Below are 16,920 nucleotides of genomic sequence, written 5' to 3'. Positions count from 1 at the left end.
CTCCCCCGGGTGCTGCAGAACCGCGAACAGGACATCAAGGATCTGGTGCGCGCGCGCCTGGCGCGGGGGCGGGTGTCCATCACCATGTCGGTCGAATCGGCCGCGGCGGGCCGCGCGGTCACCATCAACGAAGCGGCGCTGGAACAGTACCTCAAACAGCTGCGCGACTTTGCCAAGCGCCACGGCCTCGACGAGCGTGTCAGCCTGGATGCGCTGATGCAGCTGCCGGAAGTGGTGATGGTGAAGGAGACCGACCCGGCCGAGGACGTGCTGTGGCCGCTGGTGGAGGAGGGCCTCAACGCCGCGCTGGAGTCGTGTACGCGCATGCGGCTGGAAGAGGGCCGCGCGCTGGAGAAGGACCTCACCGAGCGCATGGCGCTGATTGGCCGCACGGTGGATACCATCGAGAGCATGGCGCCGGCGGTGGCGAAGAAGCAGATCGAGACGCTGCGCAAGCGCGTCGCACAACTCGCGGGCGATATCAAGGTGAGCGAAGACCGCATCGCCGCGGAAATCGTCATGCTGGGCGACCGCACCGACATCACCGAAGAGATCACCCGCCTCAAGAGCCACCTGGCGCAGTTCAACAAGACCATCTCCGACGGCGGCGAGGTGTCCAAGAAGATGACCTACCTCTTGCAGGAGATGCACCGCGAGGCGACGACCATCGGGTCCAAGGCGGCGGACTCCGAGGTGATCCAGCACGTCGTTGTCCTCAAGGAAGAAACCGAGAAGCTGCGCGAACAGGTCCAGAACCTGGAGTAGCGCCCATGACGCCGCGGTCTTCGGTTCCGTTTCTGGTGGTGGTGTCCGGCCCCTCGGGGGTGGGCAAGACCACGCTCATCGACCGCCTCCTCGCCACGGATTCACTCACCCGCCGCTGTGTCACCGCCACCACGCGCGCGCCCCGAAACGGCGAAAACGAGGGTGAGCACTACTTCTTTGTTAGCCGCGACCGCTTCGAGGCCATGAAGGCGGGGGAACTGGTGGAATGGGCCGAGGTTCACGGGGAAAGCTATGGTGTACCAAGGGCTTACCTCGACAAGCAGCGCGCTGCCGGCTTCGACGTGGTGCTCAACATTGACATTCAGGGGGGAGATCGGGTAAAACAGGTGTTTCCCGACGCCCTGATGGTGTTCATATTACCCCCAACGTTCGACGCGCTCGAAGCGCGGCTGCGGGGGCGGGGAGATTTGCCCGCCGAGGACTTCGCAGTCCGGCTGGCCAACGCGCGGACCGAACTGGCCGCCGCCTCCCGTTACGAGTATCTCGTGGTCAATGATGACCTCGACCGCGCCGCCCGCGAACTGGGCGCCATCGTGGTCGCGGAACGGGCGCGCCGGGTTCGCAAGGTAGACGGGTTCGCCGGGCGAACCGACCGCTAACTTACTCCAGGAGACAAGACCCACATGCCGACTCCGATCGAAAAGCTGGTCATTATTGAGAAGATCGCCGGCCGGGCGACGAACCGCTACGAAGCGGTGCGCGTCATGGCCCGCGAAGCGCGCCGCCTGAATTCGCTCGTCATCCGCGGCGCCGAGCCGGAGCCGGACTTCAAGCCGACCTCCACGGCGGTCAAGCGCATGATCAACGGCAAGATCGCGTGGACGTACGCCGAAGAAGAAACCGGCCGCGGCGACTTCTTCTCGGACTGAAGCACGTTGGGCGGCGCGTCATGTCTTTGCTTGCTCAGACAGTCCTCGCGCGACAGAACTCCATCTGGTAGTCGCGCTGCGGAACTCGCCGCAAAGACATAACGCACCGCCTTCAGGGTACCTTTACGCCGCACCCATTCCGTGACTCTCACCGGCAACAAGATTCTTCTCGGCGTCACCGGCGGTATTGCCGCGTACAAGGCGGTCTTCCTGCTGCGCCTGTTCAAGAAGGCGGGCGCCGACGTCAAGGTCATCATGACCGAGGCCGCCACCGAGTTCATTACCCCGCTCACGTTCGAGAGCCTCTCCGAGAATCCCGTCCGCACCCACATCTTTGAAGTCGAGGGTAAGACCGCCGGAACGGTGTCGCCCATCGAGCATATCGACCTGGCCAAGTGGCCGGACGCGGTGGTGATTGCGCCGTGCACCGCCAACACGCTGGCCAACCTGGCGCACGGCCGCGCGGACGACCTGCTCTCCACCATCGTGAGCGCGTACCACGGCCCCATCTTTCTCTCACCGGCCATGAACGACGTCATGTGGGAGAACTCGGGCACGCAGGACAACATGCGTATCCTGTCCGACCGCGGCTACCGCGTGGTTCCGCCCGCCAGGGGCGACCTCGCGTGCGGGTACGAAGCAACCGGACGCATGGCGGAACCGGAAACCATCTTCAAGACGGTGCAGGATTTCTTTGAGTCTCCGTATCGTGGCATGAAGGTGCTGGTGAGTGCGGGCGGCACCGAGGAAGACATCGATCCGGTGCGCGTGATCTCCAACCGCTCCAGCGGCAAGATGGGGTTCGCGGTGGCCGAGGCCGCGCGCGACCTGGGCGCGGATGTCACCGTGGTGGCGGCGCGCACGTCGGTGCCACCGCCGTACGGTGTGCGCGTGATCCGCGTGCGCACCAGTGCGGACATGTCGAAGGCACTGCACGAAGTATACGACCGCAGCGACGTGCTCATCATGACGGCGGCGGTGAGCGACTTCCGCCCCGTGCAGCCGCTGGAGAAGAAGAAGAAGACCGCGGACACGTGGACGCTCGACCTGGTGAAGACCGAGGACGTGCTGCAGTCGCTGGGCGACAAGAAGGGCGGGCGCGTGATCGTCGGGTTTGCCCTGGAAACCGAGGACGAGGAACTCAACGCGCTCGCCAAGCAGCAGAAGAAGCACTGCGACATGATCGTGTCCAACAATCCCAACGTGCACGGTGCCGGCTTCTCCTACGACACCAACGTGGTCACCATCTACAACCACACGGGGCGCGTTTACCAGAGCCGGGGTCCCGAGAGCAAGCGGGCCATCGCGCGCACGCTACTGGATCTGGTGGCACAGGAACCGGCCTTCGCCAAACTCCGTACCATCTAGCAAGGCGGGCCTTGCGAATTACTGCGCCGCGCCGTAGAGTCAAAGCATGGCTACCCGCACCGATTCCCGCCGCGCAGCGGCCTCCGCTCTGAAGCGCCTCGAGCGCAAGGGCGTGCGTTCCGTCTACCTCGAGGGAGTGGACCTGGAGACGGTCGCGGCCGATGCGCCGGGTGCCGCGCGGGCTCCGGTTCCCAGGGCTGTGGCTCCCGCTTCCGCGCCCTCTCCTGCTCCTGTTTCCCCCGCTTCAGCCGATGGCGTGGCGGCGCTCGCTGCGCTCGCGCGGGAGGTCTCGGTGTGCACGCGCTGCGCGCTCCACGAGACCCGCACGCAGACCGTGTTTGGCGTGGGCAATCCCAATGCAAAGCTCATGTTCATCGGAGAGGCGCCGGGAGCGGACGAGGACGCCAAAGGCGAGCCCTTCGTGGGGCGCGCGGGGCAGTTGCTCACCAAGATCATCGCCGCCATGGGCATGAAGCGCGAAGACGTGTACATCGGCAACATCCTCAAGTGCCGGCCGCCCAAGAACCGCGACCCGCTCCCCGCGGAAGTGGAGTGCTGCGAGGAGTACCTGCGCGCGCAGATCGCGCTCATCAAGCCAAAGTACATCTGCGCGCTGGGGCGCATCGCCGCGCACTGGCTCCTGAAGACCGACGCGCCGCTGGGTGCCATGCGCACCGGCCAGCACACGTACGAAGGCATTCCTGTGATCGTCACCTATCACCCGGCGGCGCTCTTGCGCAATTCGAACTTCAAGGCGCCGTGCTGGGAGGATATGAAGAAGCTGATGGCGCTCCTCGACGCAGCATAGCGCCGTCGCGACCGCGAGGGACACTGCACCATGCGAGAATTCACCGACGGTTCCACCGCCATTGTCCGCGGCGCGCTCGACGCCGGCTGCACCTTCTTTGCCGGCTATCCCATCACGCCCGCCTCACCCATCCTCATGCAGATGATCCGCGAGCTGCCCAAGGTGGGCGGCGTGGCCATCCAGGCGGAGGACGAGATCGCGTCCATCGGCATGTGCATCGGCGCGACACTCGCCGGCTCGCGCGCGATGACCGCGAGCAGCGGGCCGGGACTCTCCTTATATAGCGAGAACATCGGGCTCGCCATCATCGGCGAGGTGCCGTTGGTGATCGTGGACGTGCAGCGCCTCGGGCCCGCCACCGGTGGCGCCACCACGGTGGGACAGGGCGACGTGCAGTTTGCGCGCTGGGGAACGGCGGGCGGCTATCCGGTGATCGTGCTGGCGCCGTCGTCGGTGACGGAGTGCTACGCCATCACGCGGCGCGCGTTCGACCTGGCGGAGCGTTTTCGCTGCCCGGTGATCGTTCTCACCGACAAGGAACTCAACATGACCACCACCACGGTGGACGTGACCCGCTACGAAGCGCCGCCGGTGCGCGCGCGCACGGTGCTGCCCGCGGGCGAGGCGCCGTATCGCTACTCGCCCGCGGACCAGGTGCCGCCGATCGCGCAGTATGGCACCGGGGGGATGGTGCGCTTCACCGGCTCCACCCACGACGAGCGCGCGTTTATTACGAAGGCGCCCGACAAAGTGGACGCGATGAACGAGCACCTGCGCGCCAAGATCGAGGATCACACCGACGAAATCGAACTCGTGACCGCCGACCTCGAGCCCGGTGCCACCACACTGTTCGTGAGTTTCGGCATCACCGCGGGGTCCATGCGCCGGGCGGTGTGTGACATTCGGGAGGCGGGGAACAAGGTGTCTTCGCTCACAATCCACAGCCTGTGGCCGGTGCCGGAGCGCGCCATCCGCGCGGCACTCGCCGGAGTCGATCGCGTGGTGGTGGCGGAGTTGAACCATGGCCTGTACCGCCGCGAGATCGAACGGGTGGCAGCGGGCGTCACGGTGGAAGGAATCAACCGGCGCGACGGCGAGTTGATCACGCCCGAGCAGTTCGTGGAAATGCTGACCACGGGGAGCGCGTCATGAGCGAGCCCACCACCATCACCACGCTGGCCAGGTTCCGCAACGAGACACCGTACCCGTTCTGCCCGGGCTGCGGGCACACGCACATCCTCAACCACCTGAGCGGGGCGTTCTCGAAGCTGCAGGTGGATCCGAGCAAGGTCGTCATCGTGAGCGACATCGGCTGTTCGGGACTCTCCGACGAGTACTTCGACACCAGCGCGTTCCACGGCCTGCACGGGCGCAGCATCACCTACGCCACCGGCATCAAGCTGGCGCGGCCGGATCTCACCGTGATCGTGATCATGGGGGACGGAGGCACCGGCATTGGCGGCGCACACCTGCTCAGTGCCGCACGCCGCAACATCGGCATCACCGTGCTGGTGTTCAATAACTTCAACTTCGGCATGACGGGCGGGCAGCACTCCGGCACCACGCCGCCGGGCGCGAACACCGCGACCACCGAGGGCGGCAACCTGGAGCGGCCGCTGGACGTTTGCGCGACGGTGGGGGCGAATGGCGCGGGCTACGTGTGGCGCGGCACCAACTTCGACAAGGACCTGCCGGACCGCATCGCCGAGGCCGTCAACGCAAACTGCTTTGCGCTGCTCGACATCTGGGAGCTGTGCACGGCGTACTACGTGCCGCGCAACAAGGCGTCCAAGAAGACGCTCACCGAGATCCTCGACAACCTGCACCTCAAGGCGGGGCTGCTGTATCGCACGGAGTACCCCGAGTACGCCGCCGCGTACCGCGAGGCGTCGGCGCCGATGCAGGGAAAGCCGCTGCCCAGGCCCCGCCCCATCGAACCAAGGTTCTCCGCGCCGCTCGATCGTCCCTTCCGCATCGTGGTGGCGGGTTCCGCCGGCGGCAAGGTGCTCTCTTCGGCAAAGCTCGTGGGCACGGCGGCGATTCTGTCGGGCCTGTGGGCGGCGCAACGCGACGACTATCCCATCACCATCATGACCGGGCACAGCATCGCCGAACTGGTGCTGAGCCCCCGGGAGATCGAGTACTCCGGCATCCTGAAACCCGACGCGATGATCCTGCTGAGCCACGATGGCGCCAGCAAGGTGGGCCGCAAGCTCGCGGCGATGACGCCGGAGAACCTGGTGTTTGCGGTGCCGTCGGTGGCCGCCGACCTGAAGACGCGCGCAACGGTGCACGTCATCGATCCCGCGCAGGCACCGGTCAAGCTGGCCGCAACGCGGGTTTCGCTGTACTGCGTGGCGCGCGCGTTCAAGCAACTCGGTATCCTTCCCATGGAATCGCTCGAGGCCGCGGTGACGCTCAAGCCCTCCAGCCGCAATGACGAGATGCTGGAGACGATTCGTCTGGCGTCTGTATAGCAGGTTTCTCGCGATGACACAGATCCCCCTTTCGGAACTGCAGACCTTGGCGGTTGGCCTGGTGGCGGCGGTGCTCGGCACCGCGCTCACGCACCGGCTGCGTGTCCTCAAACGCCTCGACATCCCCTCGCCGGTGGTGGGTGGCATCTTCGTTGCGGTTGTTGTGACGCTCATTCGCGCATGGGCCGGCGTGGAGTTCACGTTCGGAACCCAGCTCTCCGAGTTCTTCCTCCTCATGTTCTTCACCACGGTGGGCCTGTCGGCCAAGCTCTCCTCGCTGAAGTCCGGCGGCAAACCGCTCGCGCTTTTGTGCGGCATCACCGTGCTGTTAATCGTAGCGCAGAACGTGGTTGGCGTTCTGATCGCACTCATGTTCGGCGCGCATCCGTATCACGGGTTGCTGGTGGGGAGCGTCTCCCTGGTGGGCGGGCCCGGTACTGCGGCCGCGTGGGGAAAGGAAGCGCAGGCCATCGGGCTGGAGCACGCGCCCGAGGTGGCGATGGCGGGCGCGACACTCGCGGTGGTGGCCGGCGCGCTGGTAGCGGGACCGGCGACGGGCTGGCTGGTCCGGCGAAAGGGACTGACAGGACCGTCCGGTCCGTCCGCGGCGCCGTGGGTGGATCCGGGCGCATCCGCCGATGAAAAGAGCGCCGCGGGTCCGAGCATCGAGCAGGTCATGCGGACCCTGCTCCTGCTGATCGGCATCATTCTTCTCGGCGAGTCCCTGAACATGCGCGCCCGCGCAGCGGGATTCATGCTCCCGGGCTTCCTCACCGCGATGCTGTGCGGGGTCCTGGTCACGAACTTCGCAGACGTGTTCCGAATGAAGCTCGCAATGGGCCCGGTTGAGCGCAACGGCCAGATCGCGCTGCAGGCGTTCCTCGCCATGTATCTCATGAGCCTCCGCCTCTGGACCCTCGGCGGCATCATCGTGCCGCTGGCGTTGAACATCATCGTGCAGATCGTGTTGATCCTGCTGATCGGCTACCGGTTGCTCTTCCGGGCGCTCGGGCGGGATTACGACGCGGCACTGGCGGTGGGCGGTTTTGTCGGGTTCGGGTTGAGTTCGATGGCGGTGGGGATGGCGACGATGGACAGTGTCGCGCGCCGCTATGGACCGTCGGCCAGGGCGTTTCTGTTGATCACCCTGGCCGGGTCGTTTTTCGTGGACCTGGCCAACGCGTTCGTCGTGCAGGCGTTTCTCCTGTTGCCGATCTTCCGCTGACCCGCGTACCCACCATGGAAACATACCGAATTCTTGTCGTGTTGCATCTGCTGGGCGCAACCATCTGGGTGGGTGGCCACCTGGTGCTGGCGCTGACAGTTCTGCCACGCGCCATGCGCGCCAACGATCCTGCCATTGTTCGCGACTTCGAATCCGGCTATGAGCGACTGGGCATTCCGGCCCTGCTTCTGCAGATTGTCACAGGCATCTGGCTGGCGCAGCGCTGGATTCCGAATGCGGCGGGGTGGTTCTTGCCGGCGACGCCACAGGCGTGGCTCATTGTGGCCAAGCTTGCGCTCCTGGCTGCCACCGCTGTGCTGGGTGCTCACGCGCGGCTGCGCATCATCCCAAAGCTCGACGCGGCCCGGTTGCCGGCGTTGCGCGCGCACATTGTGGCCATTACCATCGTGGCGGTGCTCTTTCTCGTGCTCGGTGTGGGTGTGCGCACCGGCGGTCTGCTGTAGAATGGTGCGACCGCACTTCAGGAGGAAATCGTCCATGTTCCACAGATCGTTTCGTGTCGGGTTGGCTGCCGTTCTGGTTCTCGTCTGTGCCGGGGCTGTTTCGCGGGGTTGGTCCGCGGAGCCCAGGGCGAAGGACAACAAGGCCCGCGCCGTCACGACTGATGACTTCAAGGGCCTCGCGTGGCGCAGCGTCGGTCCGGCCAACATGAGCGGGCGCGTGGGCGCGCTCGCGCTGGCACCCGGCAACAGCAAGACCTTCTACGTGGGCTACGGCACCGGCGGCGTGTGGAAGACCGACAACATGGGTGTCACCTTCTCCCCCGTGTTCGATAAGACCGGTCAGCACTCCATTGGTGCACTCGCGGTGGCGGATGCGCCGCCGAGCTGGCCGGGCTGGGAAAAGGAAGGCACGCTGGTGCCGGCCGCGGAGCGCGCGGAGAAGGGCAAGGCGAAGATCGTGTGGGTGGGCACGGGCGAGGCCAACGGGCGCAACAGTTCGTCGTGGGGCGGCGGCGTGTACCGTTCCACCGACGCCGGGGCGACGTTCGAGTTCGTGGGATTGAAGGAGAGCCACGACATCCCGCGCCTGGCGGTGGACCCGCGCAACCCGGACGTGGTGTACGTGGCGGCGCTGGGGCACCTGTGGGGTCCCAACCCCGAGCGCGGCGTCTACAAGACCGGCGATGGCGGCAAGACGTGGAAGCAGGTGCTGAAGATCGACGCCAACACCGGCGCGTGCGACGTCGTCATCGACCCCGCGCAGCCAGACCGCGTATACGCGGCCATGTATGCGCGCCGCCGCACGCCGTGGAGCTTCACCGGCAACAGCGAGCAGGGCGGCATCTTCCGCTCTGACGACGGCGGCGCCAACTGGAAGAAGCTCACCAGCGGCCTGCCGGCGCGGGTGGGGCGCATTGGGCTGGCGGTGTTTGACGGCGACGCGCGCACCGTCTACGCCACCGTGGAGAGCGACCTGGGTGGCACCGGCCGCGACGAGTTCGACGACCGCTCACCCAGCGGCGGCGTGTTCAGAAGCGACGACCACGGCGACACCTGGACGCGTATGACCGACGTCAACCCGCGCCCGTTCTATTTTTCGCGCATCGCGGTGGACCCGAAGAACGACCAGCGCGTGTACGTGGGCGGCTGGGACCTGCTGGTGTCCGACGACGGCGGGAAGAACTTCCGCCGCTCCAGCCAGTTCGTGCACGTGGACTTCCACGCGCTCGCCATCGACCCCGACGATCCCGCGCGTGTCTTCGTGGGTACCGACGGCGGCGCGTACGTCTCCAACGACGGTGCAGAAACCTGGTTCCTGTTCAACAACGTGGCCGTGGGGCAGTTTTACCGCGTGTCGGTGGACATGAGCGACCCGTACCGCATCGGCGGCGGCCTGCAGGACAACGGTTCTTGGGTTGGGCCGTCGGAGACGTTCCATGTCACCGAGGACGATGCCAAAGACGGCATCCTCAACAGCGACTGGCGCATGGTGCACGGCTGGGATGGTTTCGGCGTTGCCTTCGACCCCGAGGATCCCAACGTGGTCTACGCCACCGGCCAGGGCGGGTTTCTCACCCGTGTGCGTCTGGACAACGCGCTCATGAAGCGGTTGCGTCCCTCATCGCGCGAGGGCCAGGAGCGGTTGCGTTTCAACTGGGACGCGCCGTTCTTCGTGTCGAAGTACGACCCATCGGTGCTGTACCACGCCGGTCACCGCGTGTTCCGTCTCACCGAACGCGGCGACAAGTGGTTCCCGATCAGCGAAGACCTCACCCGCCGTGACATCGACAAGATCATGACCAGCGGCTCGGACGCGGAGACGCACGGCACCGTGGTGGCACTGGCGGAATCACCGCTGAAACAGGGGCTGCTGTGGACCGGCACCGACGACGGGCTCATCCACGTTACCGAGAACGACGGCGGCGCCTGGAGTGACGTCACGCCGAAAGCGGTGGGTGGACTGTACGTGTCCTACATCACGCCGTCGTCACACGACGAGAGGACGGCGTATGCGGCCATCGACGGCCACCGCAGCGACGTCATGAAACCGCTCGTGCTCATGACCGACAACCTGGGCAAAGGCTGGACGGATATCACCGGCGACCTTCCCAGAGACGAGCCCGTGCAGGTGGTCATCGAGGATCCCACCAGCAAGAACGTGCTCTACTGCGGCACGCAGTTCTTTGCCTACGCCACCTTCGACCGCGGCAAGCACTGGCTGAAGCTGAACGGCGAGTCGCTGCCGCCGGCACCCGTGCACGACATGGTCATCCACCCGCGCGAACGCGACCTCATTGTGGGCACGCACGGCCGCAGCATCTACGTCATGGACGACGTGTCCATGTTTGCGCAGATGACGCCCGAGACGTGCGCGAAGCCGCTGGCCCTGTTCGAGATGATGCCCGCGCGGCCGCGTTTGTACGCCGGCGAGCACTACGGGCTTGGCAACGGCGTCTTCCGCGCCAAGAACCCGCCCATGGGCGCGTATATCAACTACTGGGTGCGCGACCTGGGCGGCGATCCGGTGAAGGTGACCATCACCGATGCCCACGACGTGGTGGTGCGCGAGCTGACGGGCTCGTCGCGCGCGGGTGTGAACCGCGTGGTGTGGGACCTGAGGCCGGACGAGAAGCTGCGCATCGCAACGAGTCCCAACGACGTGCCGGGCCCGGAACAGTTCGTGCCGGCCGGAACGTACAAGGTATCCATCAGAATGGGCGATTCGAAGGACGAAAAGACAGTCGAAGTGCGCGCGTTCGAGTAGCGCACAGGGAGCCGTTGATGCTGAGCAGTCTCCTGGGGCTCGTCTTTTTTGTTTTCCCCGGACCGCAGTTTACACTGCACTCGGTTCCGTTTGCCGGCTCTGACGTGCTTGCGCTTGAACTGTCCGTGCCCAACGCCTGGGGCGTGATCGCGTTGCCGCCCGACGATCCGTACTCGCACCGTGACATCCAGATCGCCATCAACAACGCTGGCGAGGACTCGCTCTGGGTGGGCGCGTTGCTAGAGGATATCGGAGGCGGCATGACGCGCTGGAAGGATGGCGGCCCGGATGTCTTTGCGGCCGCACTGAAGCCGGGGACGGTGTATCTCGAAGTGTCGGTCTTCTCCGGGGGCCCGCCCCCGACGTACATTCCCTACGCCTGGACGCACGACGAGCAGGCCGCCACGCGCATCCGCCGTGCCGCGAAGCACCACAAACCGGCCTGGGAAACGGATGATATTGTTGGATACCGCGTGGAATTCTTCCACTGGGGTTACCCATGGGCGGCTGTTCTGTGTGGCCGAAAGCCATTTCCGAAACATGACCTCGAGCGCGCGTTCAATGTCCTCGCGTCAATTCGCCTGCCAGACGTTCCTGTGCTTGATCCCCGGCAGGCGGTGGAACTCGCCCTGCCGTTTGTCCCGGACGACATCCGTGATGACGCGGCGCAGTCGATCGAGAACTGCGGGTGCTGCAGCAGATACCAGATAAGCACGGTTCCCGCCGATTCCGGCTTTCGAGTAGTTGTTGATATCATCGATGCGCCGCGGGCGGGAAAGGTCGTCAAGTCCGCAGTCCTTGACGTTGAACGGGATGGAAGCGTTACGCGCGTCGCTGAGGATTCTCGCTGAATAGCGTGTGTCGTAAATCTGAGCGCTTGTGAAAGAAGTGTGTACTCCCACTGTGGGAGTGAATGTAAAGACGCAGTAGTCAGCAAGGAGGCCGCCGCCATGGAAATGCCAAAACCCACCGATGCGCACCGCAAACTCACCCGCCTGGCGGGAACGTGGCAGGGGACCGAGACCATGCATCCCTCGCAGTGGGACCCGAAGGGCGGTGAAGCCATCGGCCGCTCCACCGGGCGCGTCATCCTGGATGGTTTTGCAATCGTCATCGATTACGAACAGGAGCGAGGCGGTGCCATCACCTTCAGCGGGCACGGCGTTGTGACCTACGACGCCGCCGACAACTGCTACGTGATGCACTGGTTCGATTCCATGGGCTCGCCGCCCGAGGTGTTCCGGGGGACCTTTCATGAGAACGTACTTACCCTCGCACACGGCGGGCCGTTCATGCACGTGCGCCTCACCTACGACCTCTCGGGTGAGAAGCGCATGAAGAACCGGATGGAGATGTCGATGAACGGCGAAGACTGGAAGGCGCTGTTCGACGGTGACTACCAGAAGAAGTAGCAAATGAAAAGGCGGGCCGGTTGCCCGGCCCGCCGTTCACTACTAGTTGACGCGGCGCGAACGAACGCCGAAGTCGACGTTGTCGCCCACCCACTCGAAGAAGTGGGGCTGTTCCTCGAAGGGAACATCGGCCAGCATGATCTTGGGATCCTTCCAGGAACGCATGACCTCCGCGTCCTGCGTCCACACCTTCACCCGCTTGCGGGCCACCTCGGTCTGCCAGCTCTTGCCGACCACCGCATTGGTGTAGAGCAGGCGTACGGTAACGCTGCGCGCCAGCCGCTCCAGCGGCGTCAGTACCACCGAGTCGTAGGAGGTCTTGCCCCCGCGCGCCACGTCCGGCACACCGTCGCTCACCATGACGACGGTGATGGGGCGCAACACCAGGTTCTTGCTGTGCACCGTGTACGCCACCTGTTCGAAAAACGCGTTGTAATCCGTGAACGGATTGGGGTTGTCCTTGGGGAACATCTCCATGAGGGTCGTATGGATCTCTTCCACCGACTTGTTCTCGAACGTCTGGATGGGGTAGAACGTCTTCGGTTCACCCGCTGTGGCGCCGCCAATCGAACTCACGAAGAGCGCGTTGGGCCGTTCCATGCCACCGACACCGTTGAGGTGCCCGTAGATGTAGTACGCCAGGAACTCCATCGAGTCGTTGAAATGCCCGCCGTTCATGAAGGAACCGCTGATGTCCACGCCGATGAACAGCGACTGTCGCGGTGTGTCCGATTCCATCCCGTCCGCCACATCGCACCCGGTGAGGGGGACGACCGCGGCCAGCAGAACCAGCATGCCCGCTGCCATGTACCGCTTCATGGGTATCCTCCTGTTCAATGCCGAGTATGCGAACGCGCCCATCATTCGCTCACCGTCATGGGCTCGCGGTCCAGTTCCGGCTCGTAGCGACGGCGCTCGTCACTGGAGGCCTGCGACTGCGCCGGCGCGTGGAACCCGGAGCGCTTCTTGAAGTCGCGAATGAGCTTCTCCGAGTAGCGGATGGCGGCCAGGTTCTCGAACGGCAGCGAGAACAGGTGCTTGCTCAGCAGGCACAGCGTGCAGAAGTTGATGCTCGCGGCCACCACCTGCAGCGGCGGCAGCATGAATGCGGACAGCAGCGACTCGCCACGCTGGCGCAGCCAGGAGGATTCCTTCTGGGTCCACGCCCAGTAGGCTTCGCTCATCTCGAACAGGCGCGAGGGCTGCGCGGCGATAATCTCGCCGGTGCTCACACCGCGGCCCTGGATGACGGCCATGATAGTGGGCGTGCCGTGGGCCGCAAACAGGAACCACGACAGACTGCGAATGCCGAACCACGCGAAGCAGGCGATGCCGATCGTGCCCAGGATGCCGAGCTCGAAATCGGTCGAGTACTGCGCGAACCAGGGCACCAGCGAATCGACGAACTCGCGGTACAGGAACATGACCTCGACAAAGATCACCACGCACTCGATCACCATGATTCCCGCAATCTGCTGGATGCTCTTGCTCTTGATGGAGTCGACGAAGGTCGACAGCACGGCGTAGCTTCCCAGCACCACGAAGAACAGGAACAGGAAGAGCGGAATACGCACGAAATTCTCGGCCAGCGTCTGGCCGGTGATGTTCGAGAAGGTGTCGATGACCACCGGCGACATCACATAGGTAAAGATGGTGGTTTCGATGGCACACCAGATCAGCGTGAGCGAAACCGCAATCCACGGCACGGGCGAGCGCACCACGTTGCCGGCCAGGTGGCGCAGCACCGCAAAGGGCAGCATGACGATGTCATGCACCAGCGCCCACACCGCCAGGATGGCCACGCGCGCCACCACGAACACGGCCATTATGGCCTCCACCGCCAAGCGGAACAGGCCGCCCCAGAACGACAGCACCGACTTGCCGAGGTCCCACCAGGTCACGAACCATGCGGTGAGAAACTCCTGTCGTGCGCTGCGAATGGGAATGGAAACAATGGAGACGACGCTCGCCCAGCAGGCGAGTACGATGGCACAGACCGGCAGCAGCAGAAAGAGCCGCTTGGCAATCATGAGCCACGTCGCGTCACCCGCGCCCCAGGCGAAGGCGATCAGGCCACTTTGAAACAGCATTGGGAACGCCATGGCGCTCACAATGGTGCGAAGCGTTGGTTCATTGAAATTCATCGCGCTATCCCCCTGTCGGGCAAGGACACTCGTCGCGCTGAGGGCACACATGCACGCGCCGGCGGAGCACAGTCCACCGGCGTCAGCGTCGAGACGATTTTTCGGTAACCGGCGGCGTTGCCGCATGGTCCGTGCCGATCGCCGGCAGTTGCGGTTCAGCACGGTTCACTGTGGTGAGGGGTTACAGACGGGGCCGGATGGTCGTGGCTGCGATTGGCCACGCTCCGAAGTCCATGTGAGGATGCAGACGTGCGAACGTGTCAGTTTGCACGACCCGACGGGAACATCAGTCGGGGGCCCGACATCAATGGTGTTGTCCCCACGTTGTCCCCAATGTTTCCACCGGTTTCCCGTGCTCGCCCCTTCCTCGCCACCCCCGCCTGCGCTACAATCCCGGCCAGGAGGAAAACCATTGGCTGACATTCGCACCGCACCCCCCGCGCCACCCGGACGCGTTCCGCCCCAGTCGCTCGAAGCCGAGATGGCCGTGCTGGGCGCCGTCCTCCTGGACAACAACGCCTTCTCCATCGCGACCGAGTCCATCTCGGCCACCGCGTTCTACAAGAAGGCGCACCACGACATCTTTTCCGGCATGGAAACCCTGCACGCGCGCGGCGAGGCCATCGACATCGTCACCCTGGCCGAGGAGATGAAGCAGCAGGGAACCTTTCAGACCGCCGGTGGCGCCGCGTACCTCACGCAAATAATGGACAACGTGCACACCGCGGCCAACGTGGAGTACTACGCCAACATCGTGCTCGAGAAGTACGTGTTGCGCCGCCTGATTACCATTTGCAACGACGTCACCACGCAGTGCTTCCAGGGAGAGCGCGACGCGGCCGAGGTACTCGACGATGCGGAGAAGCACATCTTCGAGATCGCGCAGCAGGGCATGTTCAAGGGCTTCGAGCCCATCGGCAAGGTGCTGAAGGACCACTTCAAGAACATCGAAGAGATGTACCAGAGCGGTTCGCACATCTCCGGCGTGCCGTCGCCGTTCGAAGACCTCGACTCGCTCACCTCCGGCTTCCAGAAGTCGGACCTGGTCATCGTGGCCGGCCGCCCCGGCATGGGTAAGACGTCGTTCGCGCTCAATCTGTGCGAACACCTGGCCATCAAGGAAAAGACGCCGGTGGGCATCTTCAGCCTGGAAATGTCCTCCGAACAATTGGTGACGCGCCTGTTGTGCAGCGAGGCGCGCATCGATTCCAACAAGCTGCGCCGCGGTTACCTCAAGTCCAACGAGTACGCGGAACTCGCCATCGTGGCGGGATACCTCTCGGAAGCGCCCATCTATATTGACGACTCGCCGGGTCTCTCCACGGTGGAGCTGCGCGCCAAGGCGCGGCGGCTGAAGGCCGAGGCCAACGTGGGTATGCTGCTGGTGGACTACCTGCAGCTGGTGAGCGTGCGCGAGCGGGTGGAGAACCGGCAGCAGCAGATCTCGCTGATCTCTCGTTCCATGAAGGCACTGGCCAAGGAACTGGACATTCCCATTATCGCGCTCTCGCAGCTGTCGCGAGCGGTGGAGTCGCGCGGCGGCGACAAGCGCCCGATGCTGTCGGATCTTCGTGAAAGCGGAAGTATCGAGCAGGACGCCGACGTCGTGCTGTTCCTGTATCGTCCCGAGGTCTACGAGGGACCCGAGACCGAGAACCGCGGCAAGGCCGAACTCATCATCGGCAAGCAGCGCAACGGTCCCACCGGAACCGTGAACCTCACCTTCATCGATTCCTGTACCCGCTTCGAGCCCGCGGCGTACGGGGAGTAGGAGAGCATGGCGACGGCCGGCGCGCGCAGCAGCACCGCGGAAAACGCGTTTCGCGCCGTCGGCGTGAATATCCTTGCCTTCCTGCAGGACGTCGGCGGCGTGTCCATCATGCTCGGCGCCGTCTTCGCCAACCTCAAGGAACTCCCGCGCACGTGGCGCCAGACCCTGCTGCAGATGGAGCAGATCGGCATCGGCTCCATCCCCCTGGTCATCGTGACGAGCGTCTTCGTGGGTGCGGTGGCCGCCGTGCAGGCCGCCTATCAGTTCCAGGACTACGTGCCGATGATCTTCCTTGGAACCGTGGTGGGGAAATCCGTCATCCTCGAGCTTGGTCCCGTTCTCACCGCGCTGGTGGTGGGCGGGCGCGTGAGCGCGTCCATCGCCGCCGAACTCGGCACGATGAAGGTCACCGAGCAGATCGACGCCATGGAGATGCTGGCCATCGATCCCATGCGCTACCTGGTCATGCCACGGGTGGTGGCGAGCGTAGTCATGCTGCCCGTGCTCACCATCATTTCGGACCTGCTCGCCATCCTGGGCGGCATGCTGGTGGCCAACGCCTCCATCGGGGTGGACACCGCCACCTTCACCCAGGGGCTGCGCATGTTCTTCTACGTGGACGATGTGATCAGCGGCATCCTCAAGGCGGCCGCCTTCGGCCTGATAATAGGACTTCTGGGCTGCTACAACGGCTTCCGCACCTACGGCGGCGCGCAGGGGGTGGGCCGCTCCACCATGCAGGCGGTGGTCACCAGCTGCATCTGCATCCTGATAACCAACTACTTCCTCGCCTCGGTGCTCTTCCGCGTGATCTTCTACAAGGGCGTGTGAT

The 16,920-nt window shown here is 64.7% G+C and carries 16 protein-coding genes; 14 read left to right on the top strand and 2 right to left on the bottom strand.

Annotated elements, in window-relative coordinates; all coding sequences use genetic code 11:
* The 12 genes from OEX18_13350 to OEX18_13295 form a co-directional block, all read left to right on the top strand.
* Nucleotides 1–765, top strand: a 765-nt coding sequence (locus OEX18_13350) for a YicC family protein (GenBank protein MDH4338252.1), incomplete at its 5' end; no start/stop codon positions are given.
* A 5-nt stretch (nucleotides 766–770) separates the two neighbouring features.
* Nucleotides 771–1,385 (top strand): guanylate kinase, encoded by a 615-nt coding sequence (gmk, locus tag OEX18_13345; protein MDH4338251.1) that lies wholly within the window; start codon nucleotides 771–773, stop codon nucleotides 1,383–1,385.
* Nucleotides 1,386–1,409: 24 nt separating this feature from the next.
* A complete protein-coding gene (locus tag OEX18_13340; GenBank protein MDH4338250.1) occupies nucleotides 1,410–1,655 on the top strand; it encodes a DNA-directed RNA polymerase subunit omega in 246 nt (81 codons plus the stop codon).
* Nucleotides 1,656–1,796: 141 nt separating this feature from the next.
* Nucleotides 1,797–3,023 (top strand): bifunctional phosphopantothenoylcysteine decarboxylase/phosphopantothenate--cysteine ligase CoaBC, encoded by a 1,227-nt coding sequence (coaBC, locus tag OEX18_13335; GenBank protein MDH4338249.1) that lies wholly within the window; start codon nucleotides 1,797–1,799, stop codon nucleotides 3,021–3,023.
* A 46-nt stretch (nucleotides 3,024–3,069) separates the two neighbouring features.
* Complete coding sequence (locus OEX18_13330) at nucleotides 3,070–3,831, top strand: uracil-DNA glycosylase (GenBank protein ID MDH4338248.1); 762 nt, start codon at nucleotides 3,070–3,072, stop codon at nucleotides 3,829–3,831.
* Between the two features lie 30 nt (nucleotides 3,832–3,861).
* Nucleotides 3,862–4,983 carry a pyruvate flavodoxin/ferredoxin oxidoreductase gene (locus tag OEX18_13325; protein ID MDH4338247.1) on the top strand — a complete coding sequence of 374 codons (1,122 nt, stop codon included), beginning with the start codon at nucleotides 3,862–3,864 and terminating at the stop codon, nucleotides 4,981–4,983.
* Nucleotides 4,980–6,308, top strand: coding sequence for a thiamine pyrophosphate-dependent enzyme (locus tag OEX18_13320; protein MDH4338246.1), 1,329 nt, complete (start codon nucleotides 4,980–4,982; stop codon nucleotides 6,306–6,308). The genes OEX18_13325 and OEX18_13320 overlap by 4 nt, the downstream gene beginning before the upstream one ends.
* A gap of 13 nt (nucleotides 6,309–6,321) precedes the next feature.
* Nucleotides 6,322–7,533 (top strand): sodium/glutamate symporter, encoded by a 1,212-nt coding sequence (gltS, locus tag OEX18_13315; protein MDH4338245.1) that lies wholly within the window; start codon nucleotides 6,322–6,324, stop codon nucleotides 7,531–7,533.
* Between the two features lie 14 nt (nucleotides 7,534–7,547).
* The gene (locus OEX18_13310; protein ID MDH4338244.1) at nucleotides 7,548–7,997 is read left to right on the top strand and encodes a CopD family protein; all 450 of its coding nucleotides are present in this window, start codon (nucleotides 7,548–7,550) and stop codon (nucleotides 7,995–7,997) included.
* 34 nt (nucleotides 7,998–8,031) lie between these two features.
* Nucleotides 8,032–10,761 carry a hypothetical protein gene (locus tag OEX18_13305; protein MDH4338243.1) on the top strand — a complete coding sequence of 910 codons (2,730 nt, stop codon included), beginning with the start codon at nucleotides 8,032–8,034 and terminating at the stop codon, nucleotides 10,759–10,761.
* Nucleotides 10,762–10,778: 17 nt separating this feature from the next.
* Complete coding sequence (locus OEX18_13300; GenBank protein ID MDH4338242.1) at nucleotides 10,779–11,612, top strand: hypothetical protein; 834 nt, start codon at nucleotides 10,779–10,781, stop codon at nucleotides 11,610–11,612.
* A 99-nt stretch (nucleotides 11,613–11,711) separates the two neighbouring features.
* On the top strand, nucleotides 11,712–12,173 hold the full coding sequence (locus OEX18_13295; GenBank protein ID MDH4338241.1) for a DUF1579 domain-containing protein: 462 nt from the start codon (nucleotides 11,712–11,714) through the stop codon (nucleotides 12,171–12,173).
* 42 nt (nucleotides 12,174–12,215) lie between these two features.
* Here the strand turns inward: OEX18_13295 and OEX18_13290 are convergent, their stop codons facing one another.
* Both OEX18_13290 and OEX18_13285 read right to left on the bottom strand, forming a co-directional pair.
* A complete protein-coding gene (locus OEX18_13290) occupies nucleotides 12,216–12,992 on the bottom strand; it encodes a hypothetical protein (GenBank protein MDH4338240.1) in 777 nt (258 codons plus the stop codon).
* 41 nt (nucleotides 12,993–13,033) lie between these two features.
* On the bottom strand, nucleotides 13,034–14,263 hold the full coding sequence (locus OEX18_13285) for a hypothetical protein (GenBank protein MDH4338239.1): 1,230 nt from the start codon (nucleotides 14,261–14,263) through the stop codon (nucleotides 13,034–13,036).
* 466 nt (nucleotides 14,264–14,729) lie between these two features.
* Here OEX18_13285 and dnaB point away from each other — a divergent pair, with 466 nt between their 5' ends.
* Nucleotides 14,730–16,088, top strand: a complete 1,359-nt coding sequence (dnaB, locus tag OEX18_13280) for a replicative DNA helicase (GenBank protein MDH4338238.1) — start codon at nucleotides 14,730–14,732, stop codon at nucleotides 16,086–16,088.
* Nucleotides 16,089–16,094: 6 nt separating this feature from the next.
* A complete protein-coding gene (locus OEX18_13275; GenBank protein MDH4338237.1) occupies nucleotides 16,095–16,919 on the top strand; it encodes an ABC transporter permease in 825 nt (274 codons plus the stop codon).
* The last annotated feature ends 1 nt before the right edge of the window (nucleotide 16,920 follow it).

This window comes from Candidatus Krumholzibacteriia bacterium (genome assembly GCA_029865265.1).
Taxonomy (GTDB): domain Bacteria; phylum Krumholzibacteriota; class Krumholzibacteriia; order WVZY01; family JAKEHA01; genus JAKEHA01.
Note: the sequence above shows the minus strand (reverse complement) of the source record. Positions and strands in the feature narration are given on the sequence as shown.

Coding starts and splice junctions, on each gene's coding strand:
- OEX18_13285 (MDH4338239.1), bottom strand. CDS start 14,263: ATGCTGTTTCAAAGTGGCCTGATCGCCTTCGCCTGGGGCGCGGGTGAC.
- OEX18_13325 (MDH4338247.1), top strand. CDS start 3,862: ATGCGAGAATTCACCGACGGTTCCACCGCCATTGTCCGCGGCGCGCTC.
- OEX18_13300 (MDH4338242.1), top strand. CDS start 10,779: ATGCTGAGCAGTCTCCTGGGGCTCGTCTTTTTTGTTTTCCCCGGACCG.
- OEX18_13310 (MDH4338244.1), top strand. CDS start 7,548: ATGGAAACATACCGAATTCTTGTCGTGTTGCATCTGCTGGGCGCAACC.
- OEX18_13295 (MDH4338241.1), top strand. CDS start 11,712: ATGGAAATGCCAAAACCCACCGATGCGCACCGCAAACTCACCCGCCTG.
- OEX18_13330 (MDH4338248.1), top strand. CDS start 3,070: ATGGCTACCCGCACCGATTCCCGCCGCGCAGCGGCCTCCGCTCTGAAG.
- OEX18_13275 (MDH4338237.1), top strand. CDS start 16,095: ATGGCGACGGCCGGCGCGCGCAGCAGCACCGCGGAAAACGCGTTTCGC.
- OEX18_13320 (MDH4338246.1), top strand. CDS start 4,980: ATGAGCGAGCCCACCACCATCACCACGCTGGCCAGGTTCCGCAACGAG.
- OEX18_13305 (MDH4338243.1), top strand. CDS start 8,032: ATGTTCCACAGATCGTTTCGTGTCGGGTTGGCTGCCGTTCTGGTTCTC.
- OEX18_13290 (MDH4338240.1), bottom strand. CDS start 12,992: ATGAAGCGGTACATGGCAGCGGGCATGCTGGTTCTGCTGGCCGCGGTC.
- OEX18_13340 (MDH4338250.1), top strand. CDS start 1,410: ATGCCGACTCCGATCGAAAAGCTGGTCATTATTGAGAAGATCGCCGGC.
- gltS (MDH4338245.1), top strand. CDS start 6,322: ATGACACAGATCCCCCTTTCGGAACTGCAGACCTTGGCGGTTGGCCTG.
- gmk (MDH4338251.1), top strand. CDS start 771: ATGACGCCGCGGTCTTCGGTTCCGTTTCTGGTGGTGGTGTCCGGCCCC.